Origin of the sequence: Candidatus Binatus sp. (assembly GCF_030646925.1) — a bacterium.
Classification (GTDB): domain Bacteria; phylum Desulfobacterota; class Binatia; order Binatales; family Binataceae; genus Binatus.
On record NZ_JAUSKL010000046.1, the window covers coordinates 58,180 to 82,890 of the forward strand.

Sequence of the window (24,711 nt, forward strand, 5' to 3'; positions counted from 1 at the left end):
CTACCGTTGCTCCGCGATTCCCGCCATCAGCAGGCCAAGTTGCTCGGGGTCGCGCTGCTCGGCGGTGGTGTGATGAATCCTGCCGCGGCTGATCACCATCAGGCGGCCGCAGAGCGCGAGCAATTCGTCGAGGTCGCTCGAGATGAGCAGCACCGCGCCTCCGGCGGCGGCGAAATCGAGCAGGGTGCGATGCACATCGGCGGTGGCGTTCAGATCGAGTCCGCGGCAGATATTGTGCGCGACGATGATCCGCGGCTCACCCGCAATCGCGCGCGCGACCTCGAGTCGCTGCCGATTTCCGCCGGACAGCGAACCGGCCATCGCGTCGGGTCCGCTCGCGCGGATGCGAAAACGGGTGAGCAGACTCGCGCAAAGTTCGATCGCCTTCGACCGGCTGAGCCATCCACGCGACGTCATCTGCGCGCGGATCGGATTCGCGAGCAGCAGATTTTCCCACAGCTCCATGTCGAGGATGAGGCCGTCGAGGTCGCGATTCTGCGGTATCACCGCCATCGCGGAGCCGTCGTTTCCGCCCGCGCCCAGCACCTTGATCGATCCGGCGGTGGCGTCGCGCACGCCCGCCAGCAACTCGACGAGTTCGGTCTGCCCGTTGCCGTCGACGCCCGCGATCCCCGCGATTTCGCCAGCCGCGACGCTGAACGAGATGCGATCGAGGATGCGGCGCCGATTCGATTCCAGCGTGAGATTCTCGACCTCGAGCGCAACCCCGCCAGCGTTCCGCTTCAACAGATTCGCGTCGGGCTGCGCGACCAACTCGCCGAGCATCAGGCGCGCGAGCGCGCTCTCGTCGGTTTCGGCGGGCGTCATTTTACCGACTACGCGGCCGTGGCGGAGCACGGTGATTCGATCCGCGACCGCCATCGCCTCAGCGAGCTTGTGCGTAATCAGCACGACGATTCGGCCTTCGCCGCGAAGGCGCCGCAGCAAGTCGAGGAATGCCTTCAACTCAGACGGCGCGAGCACTCCGGTCGGCTCGTCGAGAATCAGCACGCGCGGATCGAAACTGAGCGCGCGCAGCACCTCGAGCCGCACCCGTTCGGCGACCGAGCGCTGCTCGACCCGCGATTCTGCCGGCGGCAAATCGAAGCCCAGCTTGCGCGCGAGTTCCGCGCTGCGCGCCGCGACCGCGGGCAAATCGAGGATAGCGCTTTCGCGATCGAAACCGCCGAGCGCGAGATTTTCCTCCCACGTGAACCGCTCGAACAGCATCGGGCTCTGATGCACCGTCGCGATTCCCGCCTGCAGCGCTGCATGCGGCGAGCCCGCGACGAGCGCCCGTCCGTCGAGCGAAGCCGCTCCGGCGTCGGGCCGCAACGCACCCGCGATCACGTTCATCAGCGTGGTTTTGCCGGCGCCGTTTTCACCGACCAGCGCGTGAATCTCGCCGGGGCGCGCCTCGAAATCAACGCCGTCGAGCGCGAGCGTGCGCCCGAAGCGTTTCGATATGGCGCTGGCTTTGAGCACCGATCAGGTTAGTTCGGTGATGAAGTAATTGTTGAGCACGAATTCGATCGCGTCCTTGGGCGACGACAACAGCCCGTCGAGCTGCCGGTCCTCGACTTCCTTCAGGATCGCCTTGAAGCGCGGCCCGGGCGCGAAGCCGAGTTGCTTCAGATCTTTGCCAGTGATCAGCGGCGTCGGACGAATCTCAGCCTTGCCCATCGAGTTCAGCGCATCCCGGCAAAAATTCCAGAAGCCGAGATACGAACTCGACGCGAACGCATCGAGGAACGCGACTTCCATCAGTTCGTCGAAGCCATCGTCGGCGAGCATCCGCTTGAGCGTCGCTTGGCGCATCCGCGGCGCCATGCAGAGCTTCAGGTGATTCTTGACCAGGTACGCGACGCGCTCCTGCGTGGCTCGCGAGCGCTTGAGCCGCGCCAGCATCTCCGCCGCGATCACCGCGCCCTGCTCGGTATGCCCATAGAAAGTGACCTTGTCGCCACTCACGGCGCGGCATCGCGGCTTGGCGATATCGTGCAGCAGGATTCCGAACGCGATGGTCTCGCTGGCTCCGGCGGGCAGCATCGAAACCCCAATCCGCGTATGGGTATAGACGTCGCCCTCGGGATGAAAATTCGCGGGCTGCTCGCATCCGATCAGCTCGACGACCTCGGGCAGGAGCAATTGCATCAGGCCGCTTTCGAGCAGCAGATCTATCCCGCGCGCGGCGCCGCCCTCGGTCATGATCATGACCATTTCCTGGCCGATTCTTTCCGGAGAAATTCCGATAATCGTCGGCGCGGTGCGCTTCATCGCGGCCCAGGTCGCCGGCTCGATCGTGAAATCCATCCGCGCCGCAAATCTCGCGGCGCGCAGAATCCGCAGATGATCCTCGTCGAAGCGATCGTAGGGATTTCCGATCGCGCGGACGGTTCCGGCCTTTAGATCGCGCATCCCGCCGACCAGATCGATCACGCGATCCGTGGCGGGATCGTAGAACATCCCACCGATCGTAAAGTCGCGCCGGATCGCATCTTCCTCGATTGTGCCGAATCGCACCGACGACGGATGGCGTCCATCGACGTAGGGCGCGTCGGCGCGGAAGGTCGCGACCTCGATCGGCTTGGAGTGGTCCGCAGGCACGACGCCGATCACGCCGAATTTCGCGCCGACCGCGACCGTATTGTCGAACATCCGCTGCACGACCTCGGGACGCGCGTCGGTGGCGACGTCGTAATCCTTCGGCGTGACGCCAAGCACGCGATCGCGCACGCATCCGCCGGCGAAATACGCGCGAAAGCCCGCCCTCGTGAGGCGGCGCACGATTCTCAGCGCCTTTGATTCCCTTTCGTCCATGTGCGGCTTCCGCGAAACATTTTATAGCGGCGAAGTCGCGGCGTGCCACCGCGCGCGAGCGGCAATCGTCTCCTATCGAGGGAGATCTTCGCGCCACTGACCGGCTGCGCGTCGATCAAAAAACGAGCGGGACCAGCCGATAGCGGACTTGGTGCCGATACTCGGAGTATCCCGGCAAATTTATCGACAGGAATTTTTCTTCGTCGCGAAGCCTCCACACAATTGCGAGTGCGAGCGCGATGAACATCAGCAGCCCCCACCACGAGCCGAGCGCGAGCGGCGTACCGAACAGCATGATCAGGCCGCCCGAGTACATCGGATGACGCACGATCGCGTACGGTCCCGTCGAGATGACCTTCTGATCGTCGGCGACCTCGATGATCGCAGCGGTGAAGGTGTTCTCGCGGAAAACTACGAAGATGATGAGAAAGCCGAGCGCCACCAGGACGTCGCCGGCGATCACGATCGGCACCGGGACATGCGACCAGGCAAAGCGACGATCGAGCGCGGGCACCACCATCACGCCGGCAAAAGCGATCGCGGCGATCGCCTGGATTACTTTCTGGCTTGTCTCTTTCTCGGCGGTCGGGCCCGCGTTGATGCGCCGTTCGAGGAGTTGCGGATCCTTGTTCCAGAGATAGACGCTGATCACCGCGGTCGATGCGCCAAAGACGAACAGATAGAGCCACGCTTGCCAGTAGTCGAGCGTCCACGCTGGAAGGAACAGCAAAATTCCCAGCAGGCAGATTAGCTGCACGAATCCGACGATCGTCTTTCGCTTGAGATCGTTCACGCTTGCCCTGTCGCGCCTGGATCGCGCGAAGCGATCGCCGCGCGATACTTCATTGTACCGCCAACTAGCCGACGCGGCTCGGGCCCAGCACGATTCCGCCATCGACCGCGATCACCTGCCCGGTCACGTTCTTCGCGAGGTCGGAGCAGAGCCACGACACCGTGCGGCCGATATCCTCGACCGTCTGCTCGCGCCCGAGCGGAACAATCGCTTTAACCGTCGCCTCGAAGGTCGCGCGCGCGTTCGCGTCGCCGCCGCCGAGCGCCGCGCCGAGTTCCTCCCAGATTTTCGTGTAGATCAAACCGGGCGCGACCGCGTTGACGCGAATCCCGGCGCTGCCGAGTTGCAGCGCGAGCGTCTTGGTGTAGGAAATCACGCCGGCCTTGGCGGCGGCGTACGCGGCGAGCACCGGCGTCGCCAACAATCCCGCGATCGACGACGTGTTGCAAATCGCGCCGCCCTTTTGCATCCTCGGCGCGACTTCCTTCGACACGATATAGACCGAGTTGAGATTCAAATCGACGTATCTGCGCCAGGTATCGACGCTGTCCCATTCGTGCTTGCGGCCGCTTTCGAACCACGCGCGCTCGCCGCCGCCGGCGTTGTTGCACAGCACCGCCGGATGCTTCCCCAACTTCGCGGTGATCTCCTCGACCGCGCGATGAATCGATTTCTCGTCGGTGACATCGGCGCTGAAGCCATCGACCAGCTCCGCGATCGCGGCTGGCGGCGGCGCGAGTTCGCGATCGAGTATGGCGACCTTGTCCACGACTTTTTCCTCCAGCAATGCGTTCACGATCCCGAGTCCGAGTCCGCGCGCGCCGCCGGTTACGATTGCGTATTTCATCGATTTATCACCTCGCTCGATTTCCTTTTTTCAGTTCCGCGTTCGAATGCTCACGCTGTCGAGCATCATCGATACGGCGCCAAGGATGCAACCGTGATCAGCGGGTTCCCTCGGCGCGCTTTGTATTCCACGCGCAGTTGCGATATCGCTGGCGCCGGAGAACCGCTATGACCGAACCCTATTACAAGCAGCACTGGGTCGAGATCGACGCCGACCGCCATTCCGCCTACGACCAGATTCTGGCCTTTCATCCCGCGCTCGAGCCGATGCTGCGGCCGCTCGATCTTAGACCCGGCTTGCGCGTGCTCGACGTCGGTTCCGGCCCCGGCCACACGACGCTCGAACTTGCGCGGCGCGTCGCGCCCGGCGGCTCGGTCACCGGCGTCGACATCAATGCCGAGTTCGTCGCGCGATCTTCGGCGCGCGCCCGCGACGGCAAGCTCGATGCCACCTTCGTTCATAGCGCGTTTCCGCCGCTACCGTTCCCCGACAATTCGTTCGATCGCGTGTGGTGCAAAAACGTCCTTGAGTATGTCGATTCCGCCGCCGATACTGTGGCCGAGATGGTCCGAGTCGCAGCACCCGGCGCGGTGGTCGTCGCAGTCGATAGCGACTGGGACATGATCGTGCTCGAGACCACGCCCGATTCGCGCGAGCGCAACGACCGCATCCTCGCGGCGTCGAAGGCGATCGCGATCAAGGAGCCTCGCATCGGCCGCCAGCTTCACGGCCTGTTTCGCCGCGCCGGCCTCGATCAGATCAACGTGGAGATTTTCGCGGGCGCCGATACCGCGGGACGCTCGCTCCCGATGCTGAAGGCTAGTTTTGCGCGCTATGCGCGCGACTCGGGCAAAATCGCGGCGCCGGAACTCGAACGATGGCTCGCCGACGTCGATTCGGCCGTCAGGGAGGGCTCGTATTTTTTCGTGCTGCCGCAATTCGTCGCGCGCGGAATCAAGAAGTAGCTGGCCGCCGCCGTCGGCGCGCGAACAACTTCAGGGGGAATCGAGATGGCAGTTGCGAAACTCGTTTATTACGGCGCGATAGCGGCGTTGGCGCTTGTCCTCGCCGGAATTCTCCTCGCTTACCTTCACCTGGTCGCGCCCCTCACCGGCTTCCTGTTCTTCATCATCAGCTTCTTCCTGAGTCTCATCGGCGTGATCGTTGGTCTGATCGCGATCGTTGTCACCCGCACGCCCGAGCGCCGAGTCGCCCGCCCGCACGCGCTGATCGGTACTGTGATCTCTCTCGCGATCGCGCTGCCGATCATCACCATGGTCGTACGCGGCATGAAGTATCCGCCAATCAACGACATCACCACCGACGTCGATAGTCCGCCGGAGTTCGTGTTCGCGCTGACGATTCCGCAAAACCAGGGCCGCGACATGAAATACGACAAGGCGAAGTATGCCGCGCGGCAGCAGGCCGGCTACGGAATCATCGCGCCGCTGAAGGAACGAATCGAGCCGTCAGCCGCGTTCGCACGCGTGCTCGACGTCGCGCAAAAGATCCCCACCTGGAAAGTGACCTACTCCGATCCGTCGAAGAACACGCTCGAAGCGGTCGCGACCTCGAAGCTGTTCCATTTTCAGGATGACGTGATCGTTGAGATTCGGCCGAGCCCCGACGGCGCGAGCCTGATCGAGATGCGCTCGAAGTCGCGCGACGGCACCGGCGATTTCGGCGTCAACAGACGCCGTCTTCGTCGCTTCTTCGGTCGCATCGCGCTCTCGCGCGGACCCTCCGACAACGAAGATATGCCCTAGCGCTGCCGCTACTGCTTGAGCGCGCGAATCGTGCGGATAACCGCGGCGTTGCGATCTTCGTTCACCGGATTGGTGAACACGATCGCGGTGCCGATTCCCGGCGCGCAAAGTTCCTGCAGGCGCTCGCGGACGCGCGCCTCCGAGCCGACCAGCAGCGTCGCATCGATCAGCTCGTTGCTGACCGCCTTGATCGCTGCGTCGCCGTCGCGTCCAGCCGCGCGGATACCCGCGATGTCAGCCTCGAATCCCGCCCGCGCCATCATGTTGCCGTAAAACTTCAGCGCCCCGTAGCGGGACAGCAATTTGCGCGCGGGCCGCCGCGCCGCTTCGAGATCGTCCGAAATAAAAGCGGTCGCGAACAACGTCGCCTCGATCTGTTTTGGATCGCGCCCCGCGATCTTTGCGCCTTCCGCCAGTTCGCCGAGTGCCTGTTTGACGCGCGCCGGCGGAAAGAAATTGAAAATCACGCCGTCGCCGATCTCGCCCGCGAGCTTGACCATCGGACGCGACACGCCGGCGAGATAGAGCGGCAGCTTGTGCTTCACGACCGGGCCGGTCTTGCCGCCCTCGAGCGCGTTGCGCAAAGTCGCCACCGTCTCGCGCATTTTTTTGAGCGGCTCGCCCATCTCGATTCCAAGCGTCGAGTTCATCTCGCGATGCCCCGCGCCAAGGCCCAGGATAAATCTGCCGCCGGTGAATTCCTGCACTGCGGCCGCCTCGTTCGCGAGCAGAATCGGATGCCGTAAATAGATATTCGTGATCGCCGTGCCGAGCTTGATCCGCTTGGTGTGAAGTCCCAGCGCGAGCGAGCACGCCAGCGAATCGTTGTTCGCTTCGGTCATGAACACCCCGGAAAATCCGGCCTCTTCCGCCGCGTGCGACCATTCGATCAACCTGCTCGGCGGACTGTCCGGAAGAATCGTGCATGCTAGAGCGATATTCGCCATCGATCTGAAACCTCGCTTCGTTCCGGACAGTTTCATCATGGCGGCGTTTCGGTCAAGGCCCGTTCCTTGTGTAACTCCACCTCCGCATTCCTCTGGACTTATAAGAGCCTGCGATCGTACTGATAGATGAATTTCAAACATGGGGCCGGATGCGGTTGATCCCGAGCGCAGCTCAAATGGCAGCTCAAACTGCATCCAACAACTGGAGGACCTGCGCGATGAAACGATTGGCTGTTGCACTGATTTCAACCTCGCTCGTGATGGGGGCCGCCGGCATGAGTTTCGCCCTCACCAGCACCGGAATCGAAGAAGCGTTCGTGGACGCGGTCGGCGTATGCGGACCGTCGAGCAACGTCGCCGGCGCGCTCGGCAAGAGCGAGGATCCCGCCGTCAGGCTGGCGCTCCGCAATGCGTTGATAATCGAAGCGGCGGACGACGCCGCCGGCGCGCCGGGCAGCGTCAAGGCGCATTCGGATTGCATGAAGAAGGAACTGTCGAGCCGCGGGCTTTCTTCCGATCAGATGTCGGCGCTCGCCACCTGCGTGAAAAACGCGTGGCCCGATCCGTTCGACAGCCTCGGCACCTGCGTGACGAGTCATGGCCGCCTCGAAGGCGCGCTGAAGAAGGAATCGAAGCCCGCGTCTGAATAGCCAAAGAATCGTAATTCGGTCGGCGCGGCTCGCCTAAAACCGATCGCTAATCGGCCGAGCTAGCTTAAAAGCGGCGCAACTCTTGATTGGGTTGCGCCGCACAAATTTGATCCGCTTCCCAAAGCACCGTCCGCGCCAACGATAAGGGGTATCTTCGGGCTCTTCTCCGCCGCATTTGACGATCGCGCGAGTTGGGAATAGTTTTCCGCAATCCGGGACCGCGTGCGCGATTCGCTCGGAACCTCGAGGAGGCGAGAACTTCATGGATATCAGCAGGGAAGAATTGCTCGACATTTATCACACGATGCAGAAAATCCGGCTTTTCGAGAGCAAGGTGCGCGATCTCGCGGTGGCCGGCGAGATTCCAGGATTTGTGCACGTGTCGATCGGCGAGGAGGCTTCCGCCGCGGGCGTCTGCGCGGCGCTGCGCCAGACCGATCGCATCACTTCGACCCATCGCGGCCACGGCCATCTGATCGCCAAGGGCGGCCGCCTCGACAGAATGATGGCCGAAATTTTCGGCAAGCGCACCGGCTACTGCAAAGGCAAGGGCGGCTCGATGCATATCGTCGATTATTCGCTCGGGATCCTCGGCGCGAACGGAATCGTCGGCGGCGGTTTGCCGATCGCGGCCGGCTCCGGCCTCGCCGCGGTGATCACCGGCAAGGACGATGTCACTGCGGCGTTCTTCGGCGACGGCGCATCCAACGAAGGCACCTTCCACGAATCGCTCAACCTCGCCGCGGTGTGGAAACTGCCGGTCATCTTCGTGTGCGAAAACAATGGCTTCGGCGAATTCACTCCGATGGCGACGGTCACCTCCGTCACCGACATCGCCGTGCGCGCGCAAGCTTATGGTATCCCGGGCCATATCGTCGACGGCAACGACGTGCTCGAAGTCTTCAAGTACACCAGCGAAGCGGTCGCACGCGCGCGCGCCGGCGAAGGCCCGACGCTGCTCGAATGCAAGACCTATCGATGGGAAGGGCACGTCGTCGGCGAAGCGGCGTTTCTCGGCGAAGAGGCGTATCGCACAAAATCGGAAGTCGAAGCGTGGAAACTCAAATGCCCGCTGATTCGATTCCAGAAGTGGTGCGCCGAGACCGGCAAGATCAGCACCGCCGAACTGCAAAGGATTGTCGCCGATACCGAAAAGGAACTCGCCGACGCAATCGAATTTGCGCGCGCGAGCGAATTGCCCGACGTCTCGGAAGTCACCGACGACGTTTACGCCCCCTGATCAGGCGGAGGAATCACGATGCCGCAATTAAATTTCATCCAGGCGATCAATACCGCGCTCGCCGAAGAAATGGAGCGCGACCCGCTCACCTTCCTGATGGGCGAGGACGTCATCCTCAGCGCATTCGGCGCGACCAAGGGCCTGATCGATAAATTCGGCCCGAAGCGCGTCCGCAACACGCCGATCTCGGAGGCCGGCTTCGTCGGCGCCGCGGTCGGCGCCGCGATGGCTGGCACGCGGCCGATCTGCGAAGTCGAGTTCGCGAGCTTTTTCTATTGCGCATTCGATCAGGTGTGCAATCAGGCGGCCAAGCTGCGCTATATGTCTGGCGGCCAGGCGACGATGCCGATCACGTTTCGGGCGGTGTTCGGCGCGATGGGCGGTGCGGCGGCGCAGCATTCCGAAACCGTGTACGCGCAGTTTCTCAGCGTGCCCGGCCTCAAGCTGGTCGTGCCGTCGGGACCGTCCGACATGAAGGGCCTTTTGAAAAGCGCGATTCGCGACAACAACCCCGTGATCGTTTTCGAGCACGGCGGCCTCGGCCGCCTGAAGGAAGAAGTACCCGGCGGCGATCATCTGGTGCCACTCGGCAAAGCTGCGATCAAACGCGAAGGCAAGAACGTCACGCTGGTCGCGATTGGCGCGATGGTGCCGAAGGCGATGAAAGTCGCGGACAAACTCGCGAAAGAAAATATCTCGGTCGAAGTGCTCGATCCGCGCACGCTCATTCCGCTCGATGAAGATGCGATCCTCGCCTCGGTCGAGAAAACCAATCGCGTGGTGATCGCCGACGAAGGACATCTGCGCGGTGGCGCCGCGGCCGATATCGCCGCGATCGTCGCCGACAAGGGCTTCGATTTCCTCGACGCTCCCGTGCGCCGCGTGACTTCGCTCGACGTGCCGATTCCGTTCAGCCCGCCGCTCGAAAAGGCCGCCATCGCCGACGAAGCGCGCATCGAAGCCGCAATTCGCGACGTGGTCGGACGCTGAGCGCGGGCGCTGTGAACTGAACACTGTGGCGGTCGAAGTGACGATGCCCAAGTTTGGGCTCACGATGCATGAGGGGACGGTTCAGCGTTTCTTCAAGGCCGTCGGCGACGCGGTCAAGGCAGGCGAGCCGCTCTACGAAGTCGAAACCGAAAAAGTTCTGTACGAAGTCGAAGCGCCCGCCGACGGCACGCTCGCAGCGACGCTGGTCGAAGACGGTGAGACCGTCGAATGCGGAATCGCAGTCGCGGTGATCGCCGAGCAGGGTGAAGATCTCGCGCAAGTCGCGTCGCGTTACGAAAAATCCGCGGCGCGATCCGAGCCTGCTGCCGCGACCAACTCGAGTCCGCAATCTGCGCGGCCGCAAACTTCGGCAGAACCAAGCGGAGGACGCCGCGCCGCGAGTCCAATCGCGCGCAAGCTTGCCGCCGAACTCGGCGTGAACCTCGATCGCGTCGAAGGCTCCGGACCCGGCGGACGCATCACGCGCGAGGACGTCGAGCGCGCCGCAAAATCTGCGCCTGCTCCTCGCGCGCCATCGCCTGCGCAATCCGATAAGCCAATCGCGTTGCGCGGGATGCGCAAAATTATCGCCGAGCGGATGCATCAAAGCCTCCAGCAAAGCGCGCAACTCACGATCACCACCGAAGCGGACGTGACACCCGCAACCGAACTGCGCGCGCGCCTCACCCGCGATTTCGATTTTTCATACACCGACCTGATGATTCACGCGGTCGCGCGCGCCCTGATGCGCCATCCGCGGATGAACACGCGCCTCGACGGCAACGAGCTATCCATCGCATCGGCGGCGAACGTTGGTCTGGCCGTGGCGCTCGAGGAAGGCCTGATCGTGCCGGTAATCGCCGGCGCCGAACGCAAGTCGCTGCGCGAGATCGCGATCGAAAGCAAGGCGCTCGGCGAAAAAGCGCGCGCGGGTCATCTCAAACTTGAGGACGTGACCGGCGGCACCTTCACTATCACCAATCTAGGCACCTACGGCGTTGACGCGTTCACGCCGATTCTGAATATCGGCGAGGCCGGCATCCTCGGCGTCGGCCGGATCATCGAGAAGCCCGCAATCTACCGCGGCGAGATCGCGCGCCGCGCGATGATGACGCTCAGCCTCACCTTCGATCATCGCGTGATCGACGGCGTCCCCGCGGCCGAGTACCTGCAAACCGTGATCGAAGTCTTCAACTACGGCGAGCGCTGAATTGATCTTCGCGAGGCTCAATCGACTCCGCCGCACGATTTGCTCTTTTGCGATCGCATCGATCGCGATCCTCCTCTGCGCCACGATCGCCGTTGCCGCGTCGCCGACCGCGACCGTCACGACCGCGCCCACGCCCGATGCCGCGAGCGTAGCGCCTTCCTCGCAACGCAGTATCGCGGCAGTCGCGCCGCCGCCGAAACCAATCGACTGGGATAAGGTCACGCGCGAAGCCACCGACCTGCTCTCGCAGTACATCCAGATCAACACCACCAACCCGCCCGGCAACGAAATCGCGACGGCGCGGATGCTCAAGGAAAAGTTTCTCGCCGACGGAATCGCCGCGACGACCTGGGAGCCCGAGCCCGGACGCGGCGTCGTCGCCGCGCGGTTGCGCGGAATCGGCAAGCATACCAAATCGCTCATCCTGCTGAGCCACATGGACGTCGTGCCCGCGAATCCCAAGGAGTGGGAAGTGCCGCCGTTCTCCGGCCAAATCAAGGACGGCAAAATCTGGGGCCGCGGCGCGATCGATGACAAGGGGCCGGGCGTGGTCGAACTGATGGCGATGCTCGCGATCAAGCGCGCCGGCATCCTGCTCGATCGCGACATCCTGTTTGTCGCCACCGGCGACGAAGAAGAGGGCGGCAAGAATGGCGCACAATGGTTTGTCGATCACCAAGAAGACATCTTCTCCGACGCCGACTCGCTGCTGAACGAAGGCGGCGGCATCCGCGCTCAGCCCGACGGGCGCAAGACCTACATGGTGTCGGTCTCCGAGAAAACCCCGATGTGGCTGAAACTCACCGCGCAGGGCACGCCCGGTCACGCCTCCGATCCGCCGGCCGAGACCGCGGTCACCAAATTGGTGCGTGCGCTGCAAAAGCTCGACGACTACAAGACGCCCATCCGCGTGATCGGTCCGGTGGACGATTACTATCGAGCCCTCGGCGAGATCAATCGCGGCCCCAAACAATTTCTGAATCTCAACGCCGCGCTCAAGGATCCCGCCTATCTGAAACAGTTCCTCGCCGAGCCCAACCAGAATGCCCACGTCCGCGATACCATCACGCCCACCGTGCTTTCCGCGAGCAATAAAACCAACGTGATTTCTGAAACCGCCTATGCCGAGGTCGATTGTCGCCTGCTCCCGGGCAGCGATCCGCAAAATTTCCTGAAGGACATCAAGACGGTCATCAGCGACGACTCGATCAAGGTGGACGTGATCCTGAATTTTCCGCCAATCTCGTCGCCCACGCGCTCGCCCCTGATGACCGCGATCAACACCCTCGCCGCGCGCCGCGACAAAGCCCGCGTCGTCCCGATGATGATCATCGGCTTTACCGACAGTCACTACTTCCGCCAGAAGAAAATCGCCGCCTACGGCTTTATCCCGATCGAAATCACCACCGCCGAAGCGCACGGCGTGCACGGCGTAAACGAACGAATCGGCGTCAAGGAACTGACCGAGGGCATCCAGCGGATGGTCGAGCTGCTGAAACTCTTCGGCCGCCGCTAACCTCGTCCGCGCCGGTCCCATCTTTCGCGAGCGCCGCGATGTCATATAGTGACGCGGTGGCGAGTCCCACTTCAGAGCATCCGGCGCGCGCCGAAGCAGCGCCGCGCGAGTTCACCGCGCGAGGAATCGCGCTTGGCGTAGCGCTCGCGCTGATCCTCGGCGCTGCGAATGCCTACCTCGGCCTGTACGCCGGATTGACCGTCTCCGCCAGCATCCCGGCGGCCGTCATCTCGATGGCCATCCTGCGGATACTAGGCGGCTCGACGATCCTCGAGAACAACTTCGTGCAGACGATCGCGTCCGCCGGAGAAGCCGTCGCGGCCGGCGCGATCTTCACCTTCCCCGCACTGGTCATCATGGGCGGCGTCAAGACGCTGCCCTACGTCGAGGTGACCGCGCTCTCGGTCGTCGGCGCGACGATGGGCGCGTTACTGGTCGTTTTTCTGCGCCGCGCCTACATCGTCGAGGAAGCGCTGCCATTTCCAGAGGGCGTCGCGTGCGCGCAGGTTCTTCGCGCCGGCAACGCCGCGTCGAACGTCCGCCCGCTGCTGATCGGCGGTGTGATTTCCGCGATGCTGAAAACGTCGCAGGACATTTTCGGATTTATCCCCGGCGCGATCTCGGGCGCGCGATTCGTCGGCCGCGCCGCAATCGCCGGCTCGCTCGATATTTCGGCGGCGCTGCTCGGCGTGGGCTACATAATCGGGATTCGAATCGCGACGCTCGTTTTCGCCGGCGGCGCATTTGCGTGGCTGATCGCGATTCCTCTTCTGACCGCGGTCAATCCCAAACGCGTGATGCTATCGCACGCGGCGTTCGACGCAGCCGCGACCGCCGCGCAACTGTGGAGCAACCAGGTGCGCTATCTCGGCGTCGGCGCGATGCTCACCGGCGGCGTCGTCACGCTGTGGCGTTTGCGCGCGCGAATCTCGGCCGCGATCGCGGACAGCATCCGCGCGATGCGCACTCATCAGGAAGCCGTGGTCCGCGCGCGCGAGGATACCGACCTCTCCGCGTCCGCCGTGCTGATTGCGGTGGCTTGCTGCATCCCGGTGATCTTTGCGATTTGCTTCATGCTGAGCGGGCAGATCGCGCTGAGCGCGGCGCTCGCGATTCTGCTCACGTTGATCGGCTTCTTTGCGACCGCGATCGCCGGCTATCTGACTGGCATCGTCGGCGCGTCGAACAATCCTGTGTCGGGCGTCACGGTGATTGTACTTCTGGCCGTCGCGCTGTTCCTCAAATTCATCGGCGTGTCCGGCACGATCGGACCGCAACTCGCAATTCTGTCGGGCGCGATCGTATGCACCGCGGCTGCGATGGCCGGCGACTCGACTCACGATCTCGCGACCGGCTATCACGTCGGCGCGACTCCGCGCGTGCTCGAAATCGGCGTGCTGATCGGCGCGATCGCGTCGTCATTTTTGATGGCGCCGATTCTGAACCTGTTGATCGCCGGCTACGGAATCGCGGGCACCGCGACTGCCCGCGCGGGAGCGCTCGCGGCGCCGCAGGCATTTCTGATGGCGAAGGTGACGCAGGGCGTTTTCAACGGCGGCCTGCCGCTCGGAACTATCGCAATCGGCGCGGCGCTCGCGGCAATTCTCGGCCTTAGCGATCGCTATCTCGAACGCGCCGGCTCGCAATGGCGCACGCCGATCATGCCGGTCGCGATCGGCCTCTATCTGCCATTCGGACTGAGCGTAACGATTTTTCTCGGTGCGCTGGTTCACGCATTTTTCGGCGCCGAAAATGCGGACGAAAGCGGTCCCGGAATTTTGCTCGCAGCCGGACTGGTCGCCGGCGAAGCGCTGATGGGCGTCGCGAGCGGCGCGATGGTCACCGCCGGCCTGAACCTCCCAATTTTCTAAACTCCGAACCTTGCTGATCTTTCGTCCGCGTGTTTTTCTTGGTTCTTCACCTACCTCGCGCGCCGGGACCCACGCACGCCACTCCCCATGTCATCCCGAGTGGAGGCTGCCGTCCGATACCTCGCCCGTTGTTTAATCGAAGAGAGCCTGCCCTGAGCGAAGTCGAAGGGTCGCCGAAGCGCGCAGCTCTTTCCGACATATAAGGGTGCAAGATCACCCAATATAGCACTAGTGACGCCGCTCCCTTCCGTCATCTTGAGCGAAGGCTGCCGGAGTCGAAGAATCCCGGATCCCTTTCTTCTTCGCGTTTCGTTCTCCTGAACCAAATGGTGATTATCCGGATGTTGACACGAAACGAAAATAGCCTGATAATCCCTCGCCATTTGGCGAAGAACTCTCTAAGCCATTGGCGGGGGTATCCATGTCAGACGACGCAATTGTCGGGTTTCTGGTGGCGGTGGCAGTAATGTTTATTGGCCCACCTCTCACAACGTATCTCAGTGGAAAACGCGGCCAAATGTTCAGTCTAGCTTTAGGCATCATCATCTTTCTGATGGCGTGGGAATGGCAAAGAATCAGTCCCCACATCAGCACAGAACTTCACGCCTCGCTCTTGACGTTGGCGTCGAACGCCTACGTCTGGCTCGCGTTGTTGGGGATCGCGTGGATTTATTTTGCGGTAGGCAACCTACTGCAAATGCGCAGGCCGTTCAGAGATATCATATGGCCAGCGCCGCAACCTCCACTTCCTGAATCGTTTCAGCCGGATGCATCACTTTTGGCAAAAAGTCTGACGCGTGATCCGGCGTTTGGTAAATTCAAGGCTCAGATCCTCTATACCAATAACGACAAGTGCACCCGTCTCGCGAAGGAACTCGCCGAAATCCTGAAAGACGCCAATTGGGAACTGACGAGTCCGCCGACTCTCGTTAGTCCTGAGGTGCAGCTACCAAAAGGCGTCTCGCTGCGAAGCAGCCGCAGTGGGGCGGCGAGCAATGCGCGCATGTATCTCCGTAACGCGCTCACCGAAATTGGATTGCAGCCAGACTCAGAAGAACGGGCAGAACTCAGAATGTACGATTATTGCTTCGTCTATTTTGTGGAATAAAAGGTCGTGTGGCTACTACCACCATCCTTTGCGTGTAGGCACAAAGCCAGCAGGCAGTTGAATTTTTCTTCGCGACAGGGATTCCTTGCCAATTGTATAACAGAAGGGCCGATATTCGCCTCGCATAATATTATCCATACTGCGCAAGTGTTTTTCGAGCATCTTCGCCATTTCGGCACCGGTGAAATTGCCCGATGAGAACGCAAACCGTCCCAGCTCGTGCTTGATAATGTTTTCCAGTTCCAATGGAATTAGCATCTGCGCTTTGTCTTTGGTTAAGACTGCCCAACTATTTTTGCCGGGAAGGGGCATCCAGGCGACATCCAGCGTTCCCCGCTTTAAGTAGTCGAGGTGATTCCGATGGGCAATGTCCAATTTCTCGAAAAGGGAAATTATCTCTGCGCATCGGCAGAGGTCTTCGTCCAAGAAGAAGGTCGAGCGGTATCTACGCAGCTGCCCCGTAGGGACGTTCCCATCTGATTGCTTCGTAGACCTGCTCCTCGGTAAGCCCGTATTCTTTGGCTAAGACTAGCGGGTGCTCTCGTGCTGAAAATCGAGAAGCAATAATAGCAGTTGATATTCCGGTGCCATCGATGACAGACCTTCCAGAAGCAATCCGTAGCCCTATGGAAACTATTTTTGGTTCATCTGGAGATGCGTCTTTCACAAAAGGAAATAACTTGGTGTCATCCCAACTGATGCGTTGCAAAAACATCGAAACGATGGGCCGCATTACGACCTGCCCGCCGTGCGATACGTCTACCAATTCATGTTCGTCACTCGTTTGGAATAATAAAGATGCGCCATCAGTCCTTGCGCGCGGGTCGAGCAAAGGATGAATGGTGTCGTACATGCTTTTGGCAGTGACTATTCCGTTGCGAACGCTCTCCAGAGACAGGCGTTCTCGCAGCGCCCGTATTACATGGCATTCTAAGAGATTCGCAAACGACAGTTCTAAGGGCTGAACATTCGCGGTGAGAATCAGCGCAGGCAAATCGCGTTTAGCGATACACCACTCGCGTAGTGTTCCCGGCTGAATGCGCAGGTATCGAGCAGCGCTGGCCAGGCTGTACGCAGGTGCATCAAACAGCGGATCGTTAGATTCGTAAGGCAACATTTATGCGTACGTCCAGTGTTGCTAGCCCGATGTTAGCATGGCTGTCAAGAGCCGCCCGTTCGTTGTTCGTCGGCCTTCTTTTTTGAGCGCCGTCTCGGTTTCTGCTTCTCACTTTTTTCTTTTGGCGTCGATACCAGGAGCTTCATGAGTCGCTCGAAGTCGAGGCCGCCGGATGACATGCTGAGTGATTTGCCCACGTCGCCACTTTACCGAAGGCGCAGGCGGACGGCTACACGCGTGAAAGCAATGCGCGGAAAATGTCCGGATTCTCGCGATGATTGTACCGGAAGGCAAATTCGTTCAAGTACAGCGGCAGATAATTCTTGCTGACCTTGTGGTACGAGCCGACGATTCCGCGCTTCAGAAGCGACCAGAAGCGCTCTATCGTGTTCGTATGAATCGCGCCGACAACGTATTCCTGCTTGCTGTGATTGACGGTCTGATGTGGGTATCCAGCGCGAGTCAGTTGCCGGTATCCGGAATTCTCATCCGTCGAGATCAACGTGACCTTTTGCGACACGGCTTCTTTGACGAAGTTTTGCAGAGTGTTGAATCCGGCTTCCTCGATCATCTGGCAGACCACGTTGCCTTTCCGCGAGATCGCGCCGATTACCATCGTCTTGTCTTTGTACTGGCCGCCCTCGCCCTTGCCGTACATGCGCTTGTTCGCGTGCTGGTTTTTGTTCTTGCCACCGATCCAAGTTTCGTCGGCTTCCACTTCGCCGATTAGCTGATCGAACGTCTCGTTTTTCATCGCAGCGCGGATGCGCGTGCACATATACCACGCCGTCTCATACGAGCCGCTTCCGATCTGCCGGTGAATCTGTAGAGCGCTCATTCCCTTCTTGGACTGGCACATGAGATAGCCGACTTGAAACCACGTCACGAGCGGATATTTCGTATTCTCGAAAATCGTTCCGGTGATCACGCTGAATCGGTATCCGTTCTTGTTGCACTTGCGGCACTGCCAGCGCCATTGCTCCGCCTTGACCGCGTGAACGTTTTCATTCTGGCAGCGCGGGCAACGTACGCCAGAAGGCCAGCGTAGATCACGGAGATAGGCCTTGCACGCATCTTCGGTCGAGAAATGGCTCATCGTCTGAGCCAGCGTGTATCGAGGCTTTACGGTCAGCGGCTTCGGTGGTTGATTGCGCTTGTTCATAATGAATGAAATTTAGCGCTTTTCGGTGAGCGTGTCAAGTGCCGGATAATCCCCAACCAAATGGGCGTTTCACGTGAAACGTCGAAACCACTCAGAATGTTTCACGTGAAACGTTTAATGCGAACGTCCGCGAATGAGCAGACGCGTTCAGCCCGGATGCGTCGATACTCAGCAGAATCGATGCGCGACACCGGAGCGCACGAGACGGCTGAAAAACCTTTGCGAAGCTGTCATCGACGCACTATCTTGAAGCGACTTCCGCCGACTAGCGCGCGAATCAACTCGAACCGGCAGGTGCTATCCAATGGATTTCGGACTCAGCGAAGAACAGCTTCAACTCAAGGACAGCGCGCGCTCATTCCTGAGCGGCGAGTGCGCCACCACTGTGGTCCGCAAAATCATGGCGAGCGACGACGGCTACCCGCGCGACCTCTACGCCCAAATCGCGAAGCTCGGATGGAACGGCTTGATCATCCCGGAGCGATACGGTGGCGCAGGACTCGGGATGCTCGACATGGCGATGCTGCTCGAAGAAGCCGGCTACGCCGCGATGCCGGGGCCGTTTCTTTTTTCCTCGGTCCTCGCCGCGAGCGCGCTCATCAACAGCAAATCCGACGAGCTCAAGGCGAAGTGGCTGCCTGCGATCGCGGAAGGCAAAGCGGTCGGCACGGTCGCGATTGTCGAGGGCGCCGGCAGCGTCGATCCCGCGGATATCTGGACGCTCGCGAGCAAGGAGGGCGAGGGCTGGCTCCTGAACGGCAGCAAGATGCTCGCGCCGTATGCCAACGTCGCGGACTTCATCATCGTCGCGGCGCGGGCCGGAACCGGCAGTCACGACCTGCGCCTCTTTTTGATCGAGACCAGGGACAACGGCGTCAAGACCCGCCTGCTCAAAAACCTCGATATGACGCGCCGCGTCTCGGTCGTCGAGATGAATTGCGCGACGGCGGTGATGCTCGAGGACAGCACCACATCGTTCGCGCATCTGCTCGACGTGGCCTCAGTCGCGATCGCCGCCGATTCGCTCGGCGGTACCGAACGCGCGCTCGAGATGGCGGTCGATTACTCGAAAGTGCGCGAGCAATTCGGCAAGCCGATCGGATCGTTCCAGGCGCTGAAGCATGCCGCGGCTGAAATCGTCGCCGACCTCGAACCTGCGCGCTCGCTGCTGTGGTACGCCGCGTATGCGCTCGATTCGGGCGCCGCCAACGCCTCGCGCTTCGCCGCGATGGCCAAGGCGCGCCTCTCTGAAGTGTACAGCCGCGCCAGCGATCGCGCGGTGCTGATGCATGGCGGAATCGGCTTTACCTGGGAGCACGACATGCATCTCTGGTTCAAGCGCGCGCGCTTCAACGAGTCGTACTTCGGCTCGCCGGCCTATCATCGCGAACGCGTCGCCAGCCTCGGCGGCTACTGAGTGCATCATGAAATTCGACATCTTCTATCAATTGCCCGAAGCCGCGACCCAGAACACGGCGCAGCGTTATCGCGAACTGATCGCGGAGTCGGCCGAGGCCGATCGCCTCGGTTTCGACACGGTGTGGCTGGCCGAGGTTCATTTCGCGCCGCGATTCTCTGCGATGCCGACGCCGCTGATGATTCTCGCGGCGATCGCCGAGCGCACCACTCGACTCCGCCTCGGGATGGCGGTGAACCTGATGCCGCTGCATCATCCGCTGCGACTCGCCGAGGAAATCGCGACGCTCGATGTCCTTTCCGGCGGACGCGTCGAGTTTGGCGCCGGTCGCGGCGCATTCGCGCTGAACTATCGCGGCTATGGCGTCGAGATGGCGAACAGCCGCGAGTTGTTCGAGGAAGGGCTCGAAATTATCAAGGCGGCTTGGACCCAGCGGCGGCTCACGTTTCACGTGAAACATTTCCACGCCGACAATCTCGAAGTCGTGCCGAAGCCGATTCAGCGGCCGCATCCGCCGATTCGGCTCGCCGCCAACAGCGTTGAGACTTTCACGTTCGCAGGCGCTCACGCTTATCCGATTTTCGCTGGTGGTCCGGTCAATCCGATTCCGGTGCTCGGCGAACGCCTCGAAATTTACAATCGCGCACTTGCAGATGCGGGCCACAAGCGCCCCGACGATTGGCTCGCCGCCGCGCTGATGGTGTTCGTCGGCCGCGACAAGGCCCACGTCCGCGCGACGATCGAGCCGAGTCTCCGCAACTACTTCGACGTCGTCAGCGAGATCATCGAGCCGGAGAGTCCATCGGCGGAGCATCAGGCGGCATTTCTGGCCATGCGCGAGCGGCTCAAGAATATCGACTATCCGACCGTCGATTCGATGATGGGGATTTTCGGCGACGCGGAATATTGCATCGATCGGATCGCCGAGTTGAAAGAGCGATTCAAGTTCTCGCGCCTGGTCTGCTGGTTTGAGACCGGCGGGCTTAGCGGTCATCAGAACGTGATCGATGCGATGCGCCTGTTCGCCGACCGAGTGATGCCGAAATTTCAGTAGTGAGGCTTGGCGGCGACGCCGTCACGGTGCTACGACCAGAACAGATTCTGGCCGCGGTGGGAGGTTTGTGATGGCATCGAATAGCTGGGTGAAATCGCCCGAAGAAATCCGCAAGATCGAAGACGTCCTCGCCAAGCCGGCGTTCCTCGAGGGCCGCACGCTCACCGTCACTTATCTCACGCGCCCGGAGATCGTGCGCGCGGTGCTGCCGCCGCCGCTCGAGCCCGTGGGCGAACCGTTAGTGTCGGTTGGAGTCGGCACGTTCGGCAGTTCGAACTGTGTCGGCGCGTTCGCCGGCGGATGGGTCGATGTGCGCGCGAAGTACAACGGTATCGAGGCGAACTATTGCCTCGCGATGCCGATGTCCACCGACGTCGCGATCATTTTCGGGCGCGAGTTGTTCGGCGAGCCGAAGAAGCAGGGGCGCGTGCGCCTCGAGCGCGACGGCGACGTGGTGCGCGGCACCGTCGAGCGTCACGGCATCTCGTATCTTTCGGTCGAGGCGCGGCTCACCGAAGACGTACCGATCAATGGGCCGGCGATGAGCGATCGTTTTCATTTCAAGTTTATGCATGCCGCTGATGGCCGCGGACTCGAGTTCGATCCGGTGATCGTGCACGCGCATTTCGAGACCCAGCTGCGCGCGCTGAAACGCGGCGAGGGCAAGGCGATCTTCAAGGCATCGCATCACGATCCGCTGACGGAACTTGAGATCCTGGAATTTCGCGGCGCGGTGTACCTGGAAGGCGACATCTACGCGAACGCGAAACGGATCGGCACGGTGGACGCGAAACGCTTTCTGCCGTACGCCTTTCAGAATATCGACGACTACAGCGCGATCTGATTCGCGGCGCGCAGCGATCACTTTGCGTCCGACTTCGGCGGCGGCTGCGCGCGTGCGTCCGCGATGTTGACTGCGCGCAGAATGTCGGTCTTGGTGACGATCCCCTCGAGCCGGCCGTGGTCTTCAGTCACCAGGATCATTTGCGTCCCGTGCTCGCGCACCAACAGTCTGAGCGCTTCGCCGAGGCCGCTGTCGGCGGTTACGCAAGTTGGATTTCGATCGGCCAGTTCAGCGACCGTGGCCTGATCCCATTTTTCGGGCGCGACGCCGCTCACCAGCGCGAGCGACTTCCACCAGAAGGAATGCACGTCGATGTAGCCCTGATGGTTGTGATACGCGCGAACGATTTCCTCGGTCGAGTGTTCGTTCGGATCGGCGGTGCAGAACTGCATGATAAGTCCAGTCAACACGAAGCCGGCGACGAGTCCCACCGCAATAGCCCAGTGATGCGCGAGGTAGTAAGGAAGGACCGCAGCCCAGATTACGTCGAGGACCATCACTGCGATCGCAGTGATCATCAATCCGGTGACGACACCTATTACAGGCGCAACCAGTAGCCACTTCTGGATGTCGCGCGAGTAAGTGGCGGCAAGATCCTCATGAACGAGGGCGCTGTATTTGCGGAACAGCCGATGACTAAGGAGCCTGGAATTCAAGAAGGTCTCGAGGAGTCGGGGCATTGCGGACCTTTGCTGAGAGTTGGTGGATTTTTGTAGCTGAACGATCTTGCCTGATGCGCCGCAGTCGAAAAATGAGATGTGCCACCGTGACACACGCCGCGCGACATCGTAGCAGGATCGCAACAAAAATTAATTGCGCGCTAACTGCGCGTACGAAAAGAACCTACCGCTGCTAACGAATCACCTATCTAGCTTCGTCGTGGCCTCTTAGGGCCGCATCAAGCAACTTAAGTAGCGTCATTAGCGTTCAGCGCAGCGTCAAACGTGCTTTGTAGATTCGTCGCGGCTCATAGGACAGTTTGCGCCTGATGGCACGTGTCTTGGAGATGCGAGATGTGGTTCAGGAAGTGCGGGTTGGCGCTGGCCAAAACGCCGCGCAAATGGTATCAGGAACAGTCCTTTCGTTGCGGGCTTTTACAAAATGAGTGACACTGGCAAGGGGGAAAACCAGCCGCCGATAACTCCGGCGGTGCGGATTTTCCTGGTTGAAGACAATCCCGATCACGTTTTCATCGCACTAACAGTCGTTAGGCAAGTGCTGGGCGACGATATCGAGATCGTTCATGCGCAAAACGCCGACGAAGCACTCGAGATGATCACCCAGTTTACCGAACTCGATCGACCTGACCTGTTTCTCATCGACCTTCGCCTGCCGGACAACGGCGGCTTCTCGGTGCTGCAAGCGACGCGCTCGAATGAAGCGCTCGCGTCAGTGCCGATGTTCGTCATCACCAGCTCGCTCTTCGATCGCGACATCGCCGAAAGCTACGAACTGGGAGCTTCCGCGGTGCTGTGCAAGCCGCTCTCGCGTGCGAAGTTGCGCGATGAACTGGTGCGCGTCGGCGCGTTGCCAATCTCGCATCGCCCACTCGATCGAACCTACCGGCAATAGCGGCGGTGACTGCTCGATGCTAGAGATTCGTCTTGTAGTCGTGCTCGATCGACTTGTCGATCTGGGCGGCCATGCCGTCGTCGCCGCCGACGGTGGCGGCGAGCATCTTGCCAAAAGAGATCGCCTCGCGCGCGGGCCAGGTCTCGGGCTTCCATAGCTGGGAGCGCAGGAAAGCCTTGGCGCAGTGGAAGAAGCATTCATCGACGGTGACGCGAATCGCGAGCAGGGCAGGGCCGCCGCGCGCCGCCATCCGCTCGAGCAAACTGGGATCGTGGGTGAGTTCGGCGGCGCCGTTGACGCGCAACGTCTCGTTGGCGCCGGGGACGAGGAAAATGATCCCGACGCGCGGATTCTGCAGAATGTTGCCGAGGCCGAACATCAGCTTGTTGCCCTTGCGCTCGGGAATCAGCAGGGTGCGCTCGTTTTCGACGAGGACGAAGCCGGGGCCGTCGCCTTTCGGCGAACTGTCCTGATTGCCGGCGGCGTCGGCGGTGCTGAGCACGATGAAGGGCGAGCGCTTGATGAAGCCGATCGCGGTCTGGTCGAGCGCGCGGAAGACCTTTTTCTGCACGAGGGGATGCGGTTCGCCGATTAGAGAGCGCAACTGTTCGAACGTTTCGATACGGTGGTTGCCGTTTTCCATTAGTCAGTCCTCCGGATGCGCGTAGGATTCCGATTAGTCGGTCGATTACTCAGTGCGATTAGTCAGTTGCGCAATATACTATAGTCAGTCTTCGCGATTCCAGGCCGCCACCGAGCTTGCGATGCCGTCTTCCAGATTCGTGAAAGCCGCATCGTATCCGGCATTTCGCAGGCCGGTCAGATCGGCCTCGGTAAAACTCTGGTAGCGACCCGCGAGGCTCTCGGGAAACGGGACATAATCTATCGCGCCGGCGCCGATTTGGCGAATGAGAAGGTTGGCGACGTCGTTGAAGGCGCGCGCCTTGCCGGTACCGACGTTGAAGATCCCGCGGAGAGGCGGGCCGCTTGCCAGGGCGCGGTTCACCCGCACGACGTCGCCGACGAAAACAAAATCGCGGCGCTGGTCGCCGTCCCTGTAGCCGTCGGCGCCCTTGAACAGGCGCGCGCGGCCGGTCTGCTTGAGCTGCCGATATAGTTGATACGGCATCGAAGCCATCTTGTGCTTGTGAGCTTCGCGAGGTCCATAAACGTTGAAATAGCGGAGACCCACGACGGTGGTTTGGATGGTGTCGATAATGGCGCGGACGTGATTGTCGAAGGCGAGTTTCGACAGCGCGTAGAGGTTGAGGGGACGTTCGTTTTCGCGGGACGGTGCAAAATTGTTGCTCGCGCCATAGACTGCGGCGCTCGACGCATAGACGAACGGAATTTTGCGCGAGAGCGCAAAATGGAGAACTGCTTTGGAAAACGTGAAGTTGTTTTCCATCATGTAGGCGCCGTCGTCGCAAGTGGTGTCGGCGCAGGCGCCCTGGTGAAAGATGGCGTCGATTTTTTCAGGGAGCGCGCCGCGATTGACTTCAATCGCGCGAATGAAATCGTCGGGCGGCATGAAATCGGCGAAGGTCAAATCGCAAAGGTTGCGGAAATTTTCGCCGAGACGATCGACGACCATCACGTCGAAAATGCCGTCCTGATTGAGCGATTCGATCAGATTGCTGCCGATGAAGCCGGCGCCGCCAGTGACGACGATCATGTTGAGCCCACCTTACGGACAGCTTTCATACAGTTGCACGGTCGCGCTCATTGTAACGGTTGCTCGGCGTCGCGATCATCAGGCGCAAGCGGGGGCGAATTCGAGCCGCGCA

At 61.1% G+C, this 24,711-nt stretch carries 24 protein-coding genes; 13 read left to right on the plus strand and 11 right to left on the minus strand.

The features are described 5' to 3' along the window. The 4 genes from Q7S58_RS07655 to Q7S58_RS07670 all read right to left on the minus strand — a co-directional run bounded on the left by Q7S58_RS07655 (position 1) and on the right by Q7S58_RS07670 (position 4,460). Entirely contained in the window at positions 1–1,485 is a 1,485-nt protein-coding gene (locus Q7S58_RS07655; protein ID WP_304822951.1) for an ABC transporter ATP-binding protein, read from the minus strand. Positions 1,486–1,488: 3 nt separating this feature from the next. Further along, on the minus strand, positions 1,489–2,820 hold the full coding sequence (locus Q7S58_RS07660) for a CCA tRNA nucleotidyltransferase (RefSeq protein WP_304822955.1): 1,332 nt from the start codon (positions 2,818–2,820) through the stop codon (positions 1,489–1,491). Positions 2,821–2,935: 115 nt separating this feature from the next. Then, positions 2,936–3,613 (minus strand): isoprenylcysteine carboxylmethyltransferase family protein, encoded by a 678-nt coding sequence (locus Q7S58_RS07665; protein ID WP_304822957.1) that lies wholly within the window; start codon positions 3,611–3,613, stop codon positions 2,936–2,938. Positions 3,614–3,677: 64 nt separating this feature from the next. Further along, positions 3,678–4,460: an SDR family NAD(P)-dependent oxidoreductase gene (locus Q7S58_RS07670; RefSeq protein ID WP_304822960.1), complete on the minus strand. Its 783-nt coding sequence runs from the start codon at positions 4,458–4,460 to the stop codon at positions 3,678–3,680. 167 nt (positions 4,461–4,627) lie between these two features. On the opposite strand from Q7S58_RS07670, the gene Q7S58_RS07675 reads away from it, so the two are divergent. Both Q7S58_RS07675 and Q7S58_RS07680 read left to right on the plus strand, forming a co-directional pair. Next, positions 4,628–5,425, plus strand: coding sequence for a methyltransferase domain-containing protein (locus Q7S58_RS07675; protein WP_304822963.1), 798 nt, complete (start codon positions 4,628–4,630; stop codon positions 5,423–5,425). A 45-nt stretch (positions 5,426–5,470) separates the two neighbouring features. Continuing rightward, positions 5,471–6,226 (plus strand): DUF1499 domain-containing protein, encoded by a 756-nt coding sequence (locus tag Q7S58_RS07680; RefSeq protein ID WP_304822966.1) that lies wholly within the window; start codon positions 5,471–5,473, stop codon positions 6,224–6,226. Between the two features lie 8 nt (positions 6,227–6,234). Here Q7S58_RS07680 and Q7S58_RS07685 read toward each other — a convergent pair whose 3' ends face one another. Beyond that, positions 6,235–7,173: an LLM class flavin-dependent oxidoreductase gene (locus Q7S58_RS07685; protein ID WP_304822969.1), complete on the minus strand. Its 939-nt coding sequence runs from the start codon at positions 7,171–7,173 to the stop codon at positions 6,235–6,237. Between the two features lie 218 nt (positions 7,174–7,391). On the opposite strand from Q7S58_RS07685, the gene Q7S58_RS07690 reads away from it, so the two are divergent. From Q7S58_RS07690 to Q7S58_RS07720, 7 genes are all read left to right on the plus strand, one after another. Then, positions 7,392–7,823 carry a hypothetical protein gene (locus tag Q7S58_RS07690; protein ID WP_304822971.1) on the plus strand — a complete coding sequence of 144 codons (432 nt, stop codon included), beginning with the start codon at positions 7,392–7,394 and terminating at the stop codon, positions 7,821–7,823. Between the two features lie 262 nt (positions 7,824–8,085). Continuing rightward, positions 8,086–9,063 (plus strand): thiamine pyrophosphate-dependent dehydrogenase E1 component subunit alpha, encoded by a 978-nt coding sequence (locus tag Q7S58_RS07695; RefSeq protein WP_304822974.1) that lies wholly within the window; start codon positions 8,086–8,088, stop codon positions 9,061–9,063. Between the two features lie 18 nt (positions 9,064–9,081). After that, positions 9,082–10,053, plus strand: a complete 972-nt coding sequence (locus Q7S58_RS07700) for an alpha-ketoacid dehydrogenase subunit beta (protein ID WP_304822977.1) — start codon at positions 9,082–9,084, stop codon at positions 10,051–10,053. A gap of 25 nt (positions 10,054–10,078) precedes the next feature. Further along, positions 10,079–11,263, plus strand: coding sequence for a dihydrolipoamide acetyltransferase family protein (locus Q7S58_RS07705; protein ID WP_304822980.1), 1,185 nt, complete (start codon positions 10,079–10,081; stop codon positions 11,261–11,263). A 1-nt stretch (position 11,264) separates the two neighbouring features. Next, positions 11,265–12,779 (plus strand): M20/M25/M40 family metallo-hydrolase, encoded by a 1,515-nt coding sequence (locus tag Q7S58_RS07710; protein WP_304822983.1) that lies wholly within the window; start codon positions 11,265–11,267, stop codon positions 12,777–12,779. Positions 12,780–12,817: 38 nt separating this feature from the next. Then, on the plus strand, positions 12,818–14,650 hold the full coding sequence (locus Q7S58_RS07715) for an OPT family oligopeptide transporter (protein WP_304822987.1): 1,833 nt from the start codon (positions 12,818–12,820) through the stop codon (positions 14,648–14,650). A 421-nt stretch (positions 14,651–15,071) separates the two neighbouring features. Then, positions 15,072–15,758 (plus strand): hypothetical protein, encoded by a 687-nt coding sequence (locus tag Q7S58_RS07720; protein WP_304822992.1) that lies wholly within the window; start codon positions 15,072–15,074, stop codon positions 15,756–15,758. A 15-nt stretch (positions 15,759–15,773) separates the two neighbouring features. On the opposite strand, the gene Q7S58_RS07725 is transcribed toward Q7S58_RS07720, so the two are convergent. From Q7S58_RS07725 to Q7S58_RS07735, 3 genes are all read right to left on the minus strand, one after another. Then, complete coding sequence (locus tag Q7S58_RS07725) at positions 15,774–16,184, minus strand: hypothetical protein (RefSeq protein ID WP_304822995.1); 411 nt, start codon at positions 16,182–16,184, stop codon at positions 15,774–15,776. 19 nt (positions 16,185–16,203) lie between these two features. Next, positions 16,204–16,875, minus strand: a complete 672-nt coding sequence (locus Q7S58_RS07730; protein ID WP_304822998.1) for a DUF433 domain-containing protein — start codon at positions 16,873–16,875, stop codon at positions 16,204–16,206. A gap of 229 nt (positions 16,876–17,104) precedes the next feature. Beyond that, the gene (locus Q7S58_RS07735; protein ID WP_304823001.1) at positions 17,105–18,037 is read right to left on the minus strand and encodes an IS1595 family transposase; all 933 of its coding nucleotides are present in this window, start codon (positions 18,035–18,037) and stop codon (positions 17,105–17,107) included. Between the two features lie 304 nt (positions 18,038–18,341). Here Q7S58_RS07735 and Q7S58_RS07740 point away from each other — a divergent pair, with 304 nt between their 5' ends. From Q7S58_RS07740 to Q7S58_RS07750, 3 genes are all read left to right on the plus strand, one after another. Further along, positions 18,342–19,454, plus strand: coding sequence for an acyl-CoA dehydrogenase family protein (locus Q7S58_RS07740; protein ID WP_304823004.1), 1,113 nt, complete (start codon positions 18,342–18,344; stop codon positions 19,452–19,454). 7 nt (positions 19,455–19,461) lie between these two features. Further along, on the plus strand, positions 19,462–20,508 hold the full coding sequence (locus Q7S58_RS07745; RefSeq protein ID WP_304823007.1) for an LLM class flavin-dependent oxidoreductase: 1,047 nt from the start codon (positions 19,462–19,464) through the stop codon (positions 20,506–20,508). A 70-nt stretch (positions 20,509–20,578) separates the two neighbouring features. Beyond that, on the plus strand, positions 20,579–21,352 hold the full coding sequence (locus Q7S58_RS07750; RefSeq protein WP_304823010.1) for an acetoacetate decarboxylase family protein: 774 nt from the start codon (positions 20,579–20,581) through the stop codon (positions 21,350–21,352). A 17-nt stretch (positions 21,353–21,369) separates the two neighbouring features. On the opposite strand, the gene Q7S58_RS07755 is transcribed toward Q7S58_RS07750, so the two are convergent. Next, positions 21,370–22,008 (minus strand): CBS domain-containing protein, encoded by a 639-nt coding sequence (locus tag Q7S58_RS07755; protein ID WP_304823013.1) that lies wholly within the window; start codon positions 22,006–22,008, stop codon positions 21,370–21,372. A 445-nt stretch (positions 22,009–22,453) separates the two neighbouring features. Between Q7S58_RS07755 and Q7S58_RS07760 the strand changes: the two genes are divergently transcribed. Continuing rightward, positions 22,454–22,924 carry a response regulator gene (locus Q7S58_RS07760; RefSeq protein WP_304823016.1) on the plus strand — a complete coding sequence of 157 codons (471 nt, stop codon included), beginning with the start codon at positions 22,454–22,456 and terminating at the stop codon, positions 22,922–22,924. Positions 22,925–22,943: 19 nt separating this feature from the next. On the opposite strand, the gene Q7S58_RS07765 is transcribed toward Q7S58_RS07760, so the two are convergent. Continuing rightward, positions 22,944–23,567: an MSMEG_1061 family FMN-dependent PPOX-type flavoprotein gene (locus Q7S58_RS07765; protein WP_304823019.1), complete on the minus strand. Its 624-nt coding sequence runs from the start codon at positions 23,565–23,567 to the stop codon at positions 22,944–22,946. Positions 23,568–23,651: 84 nt separating this feature from the next. Beyond that, on the minus strand, positions 23,652–24,599 hold the full coding sequence (gene rfaD, locus Q7S58_RS07770; protein ID WP_304823022.1) for an ADP-glyceromanno-heptose 6-epimerase: 948 nt from the start codon (positions 24,597–24,599) through the stop codon (positions 23,652–23,654). Positions 24,600–24,711 lie beyond the last annotated feature (112 nt).

What these genes read in the sequence shown, in the direction of transcription:
- Q7S58_RS07735 (WP_304823001.1), bottom strand. Translation starts at nt 18,037, where the DNA reads ATGAACAAGCGCAATCAACCACCGAAGCCGCTGACCGTAAAGCCTCGA.
- Q7S58_RS07750 (WP_304823010.1), top strand. Translation starts at nt 20,579, where the DNA reads ATGGCATCGAATAGCTGGGTGAAATCGCCCGAAGAAATCCGCAAGATC.
- Q7S58_RS07760 (WP_304823016.1), top strand. Translation starts at nt 22,454, where the DNA reads ATGAGTGACACTGGCAAGGGGGAAAACCAGCCGCCGATAACTCCGGCG.
- Q7S58_RS07765 (WP_304823019.1), bottom strand. Translation starts at nt 23,567, where the DNA reads ATGGAAAACGGCAACCACCGTATCGAAACGTTCGAACAGTTGCGCTCT.
- rfaD (WP_304823022.1), bottom strand. Translation starts at nt 24,599, where the DNA reads ATGATCGTCGTCACTGGCGGCGCCGGCTTCATCGGCAGCAATCTGATC.
- Q7S58_RS07740 (WP_304823004.1), top strand. Translation starts at nt 18,342, where the DNA reads ATGGATTTCGGACTCAGCGAAGAACAGCTTCAACTCAAGGACAGCGCG.
- Q7S58_RS07730 (WP_304822998.1), bottom strand. Translation starts at nt 16,875, where the DNA reads ATGTTGCCTTACGAATCTAACGATCCGCTGTTTGATGCACCTGCGTAC.
- Q7S58_RS07720 (WP_304822992.1), top strand. Translation starts at nt 15,072, where the DNA reads ATGTCAGACGACGCAATTGTCGGGTTTCTGGTGGCGGTGGCAGTAATG.
- Q7S58_RS07660 (WP_304822955.1), bottom strand. Translation starts at nt 2,820, where the DNA reads ATGGACGAAAGGGAATCAAAGGCGCTGAGAATCGTGCGCCGCCTCACG.
- Q7S58_RS07670 (WP_304822960.1), bottom strand. Translation starts at nt 4,460, where the DNA reads ATGAAATACGCAATCGTAACCGGCGGCGCGCGCGGACTCGGACTCGGG.
- Q7S58_RS07745 (WP_304823007.1), top strand. Translation starts at nt 19,462, where the DNA reads ATGAAATTCGACATCTTCTATCAATTGCCCGAAGCCGCGACCCAGAAC.
- Q7S58_RS07715 (WP_304822987.1), top strand. Translation starts at nt 12,818, where the DNA reads ATGTCATATAGTGACGCGGTGGCGAGTCCCACTTCAGAGCATCCGGCG.
- Q7S58_RS07675 (WP_304822963.1), top strand. Translation starts at nt 4,628, where the DNA reads ATGACCGAACCCTATTACAAGCAGCACTGGGTCGAGATCGACGCCGAC.
- Q7S58_RS07685 (WP_304822969.1), bottom strand. Translation starts at nt 7,173, where the DNA reads ATGGCGAATATCGCTCTAGCATGCACGATTCTTCCGGACAGTCCGCCG.
- Q7S58_RS07680 (WP_304822966.1), top strand. Translation starts at nt 5,471, where the DNA reads ATGGCAGTTGCGAAACTCGTTTATTACGGCGCGATAGCGGCGTTGGCG.
- Q7S58_RS07695 (WP_304822974.1), top strand. Translation starts at nt 8,086, where the DNA reads ATGGATATCAGCAGGGAAGAATTGCTCGACATTTATCACACGATGCAG.
- Q7S58_RS07700 (WP_304822977.1), top strand. Translation starts at nt 9,082, where the DNA reads ATGCCGCAATTAAATTTCATCCAGGCGATCAATACCGCGCTCGCCGAA.
- Q7S58_RS07690 (WP_304822971.1), top strand. Translation starts at nt 7,392, where the DNA reads ATGAAACGATTGGCTGTTGCACTGATTTCAACCTCGCTCGTGATGGGG.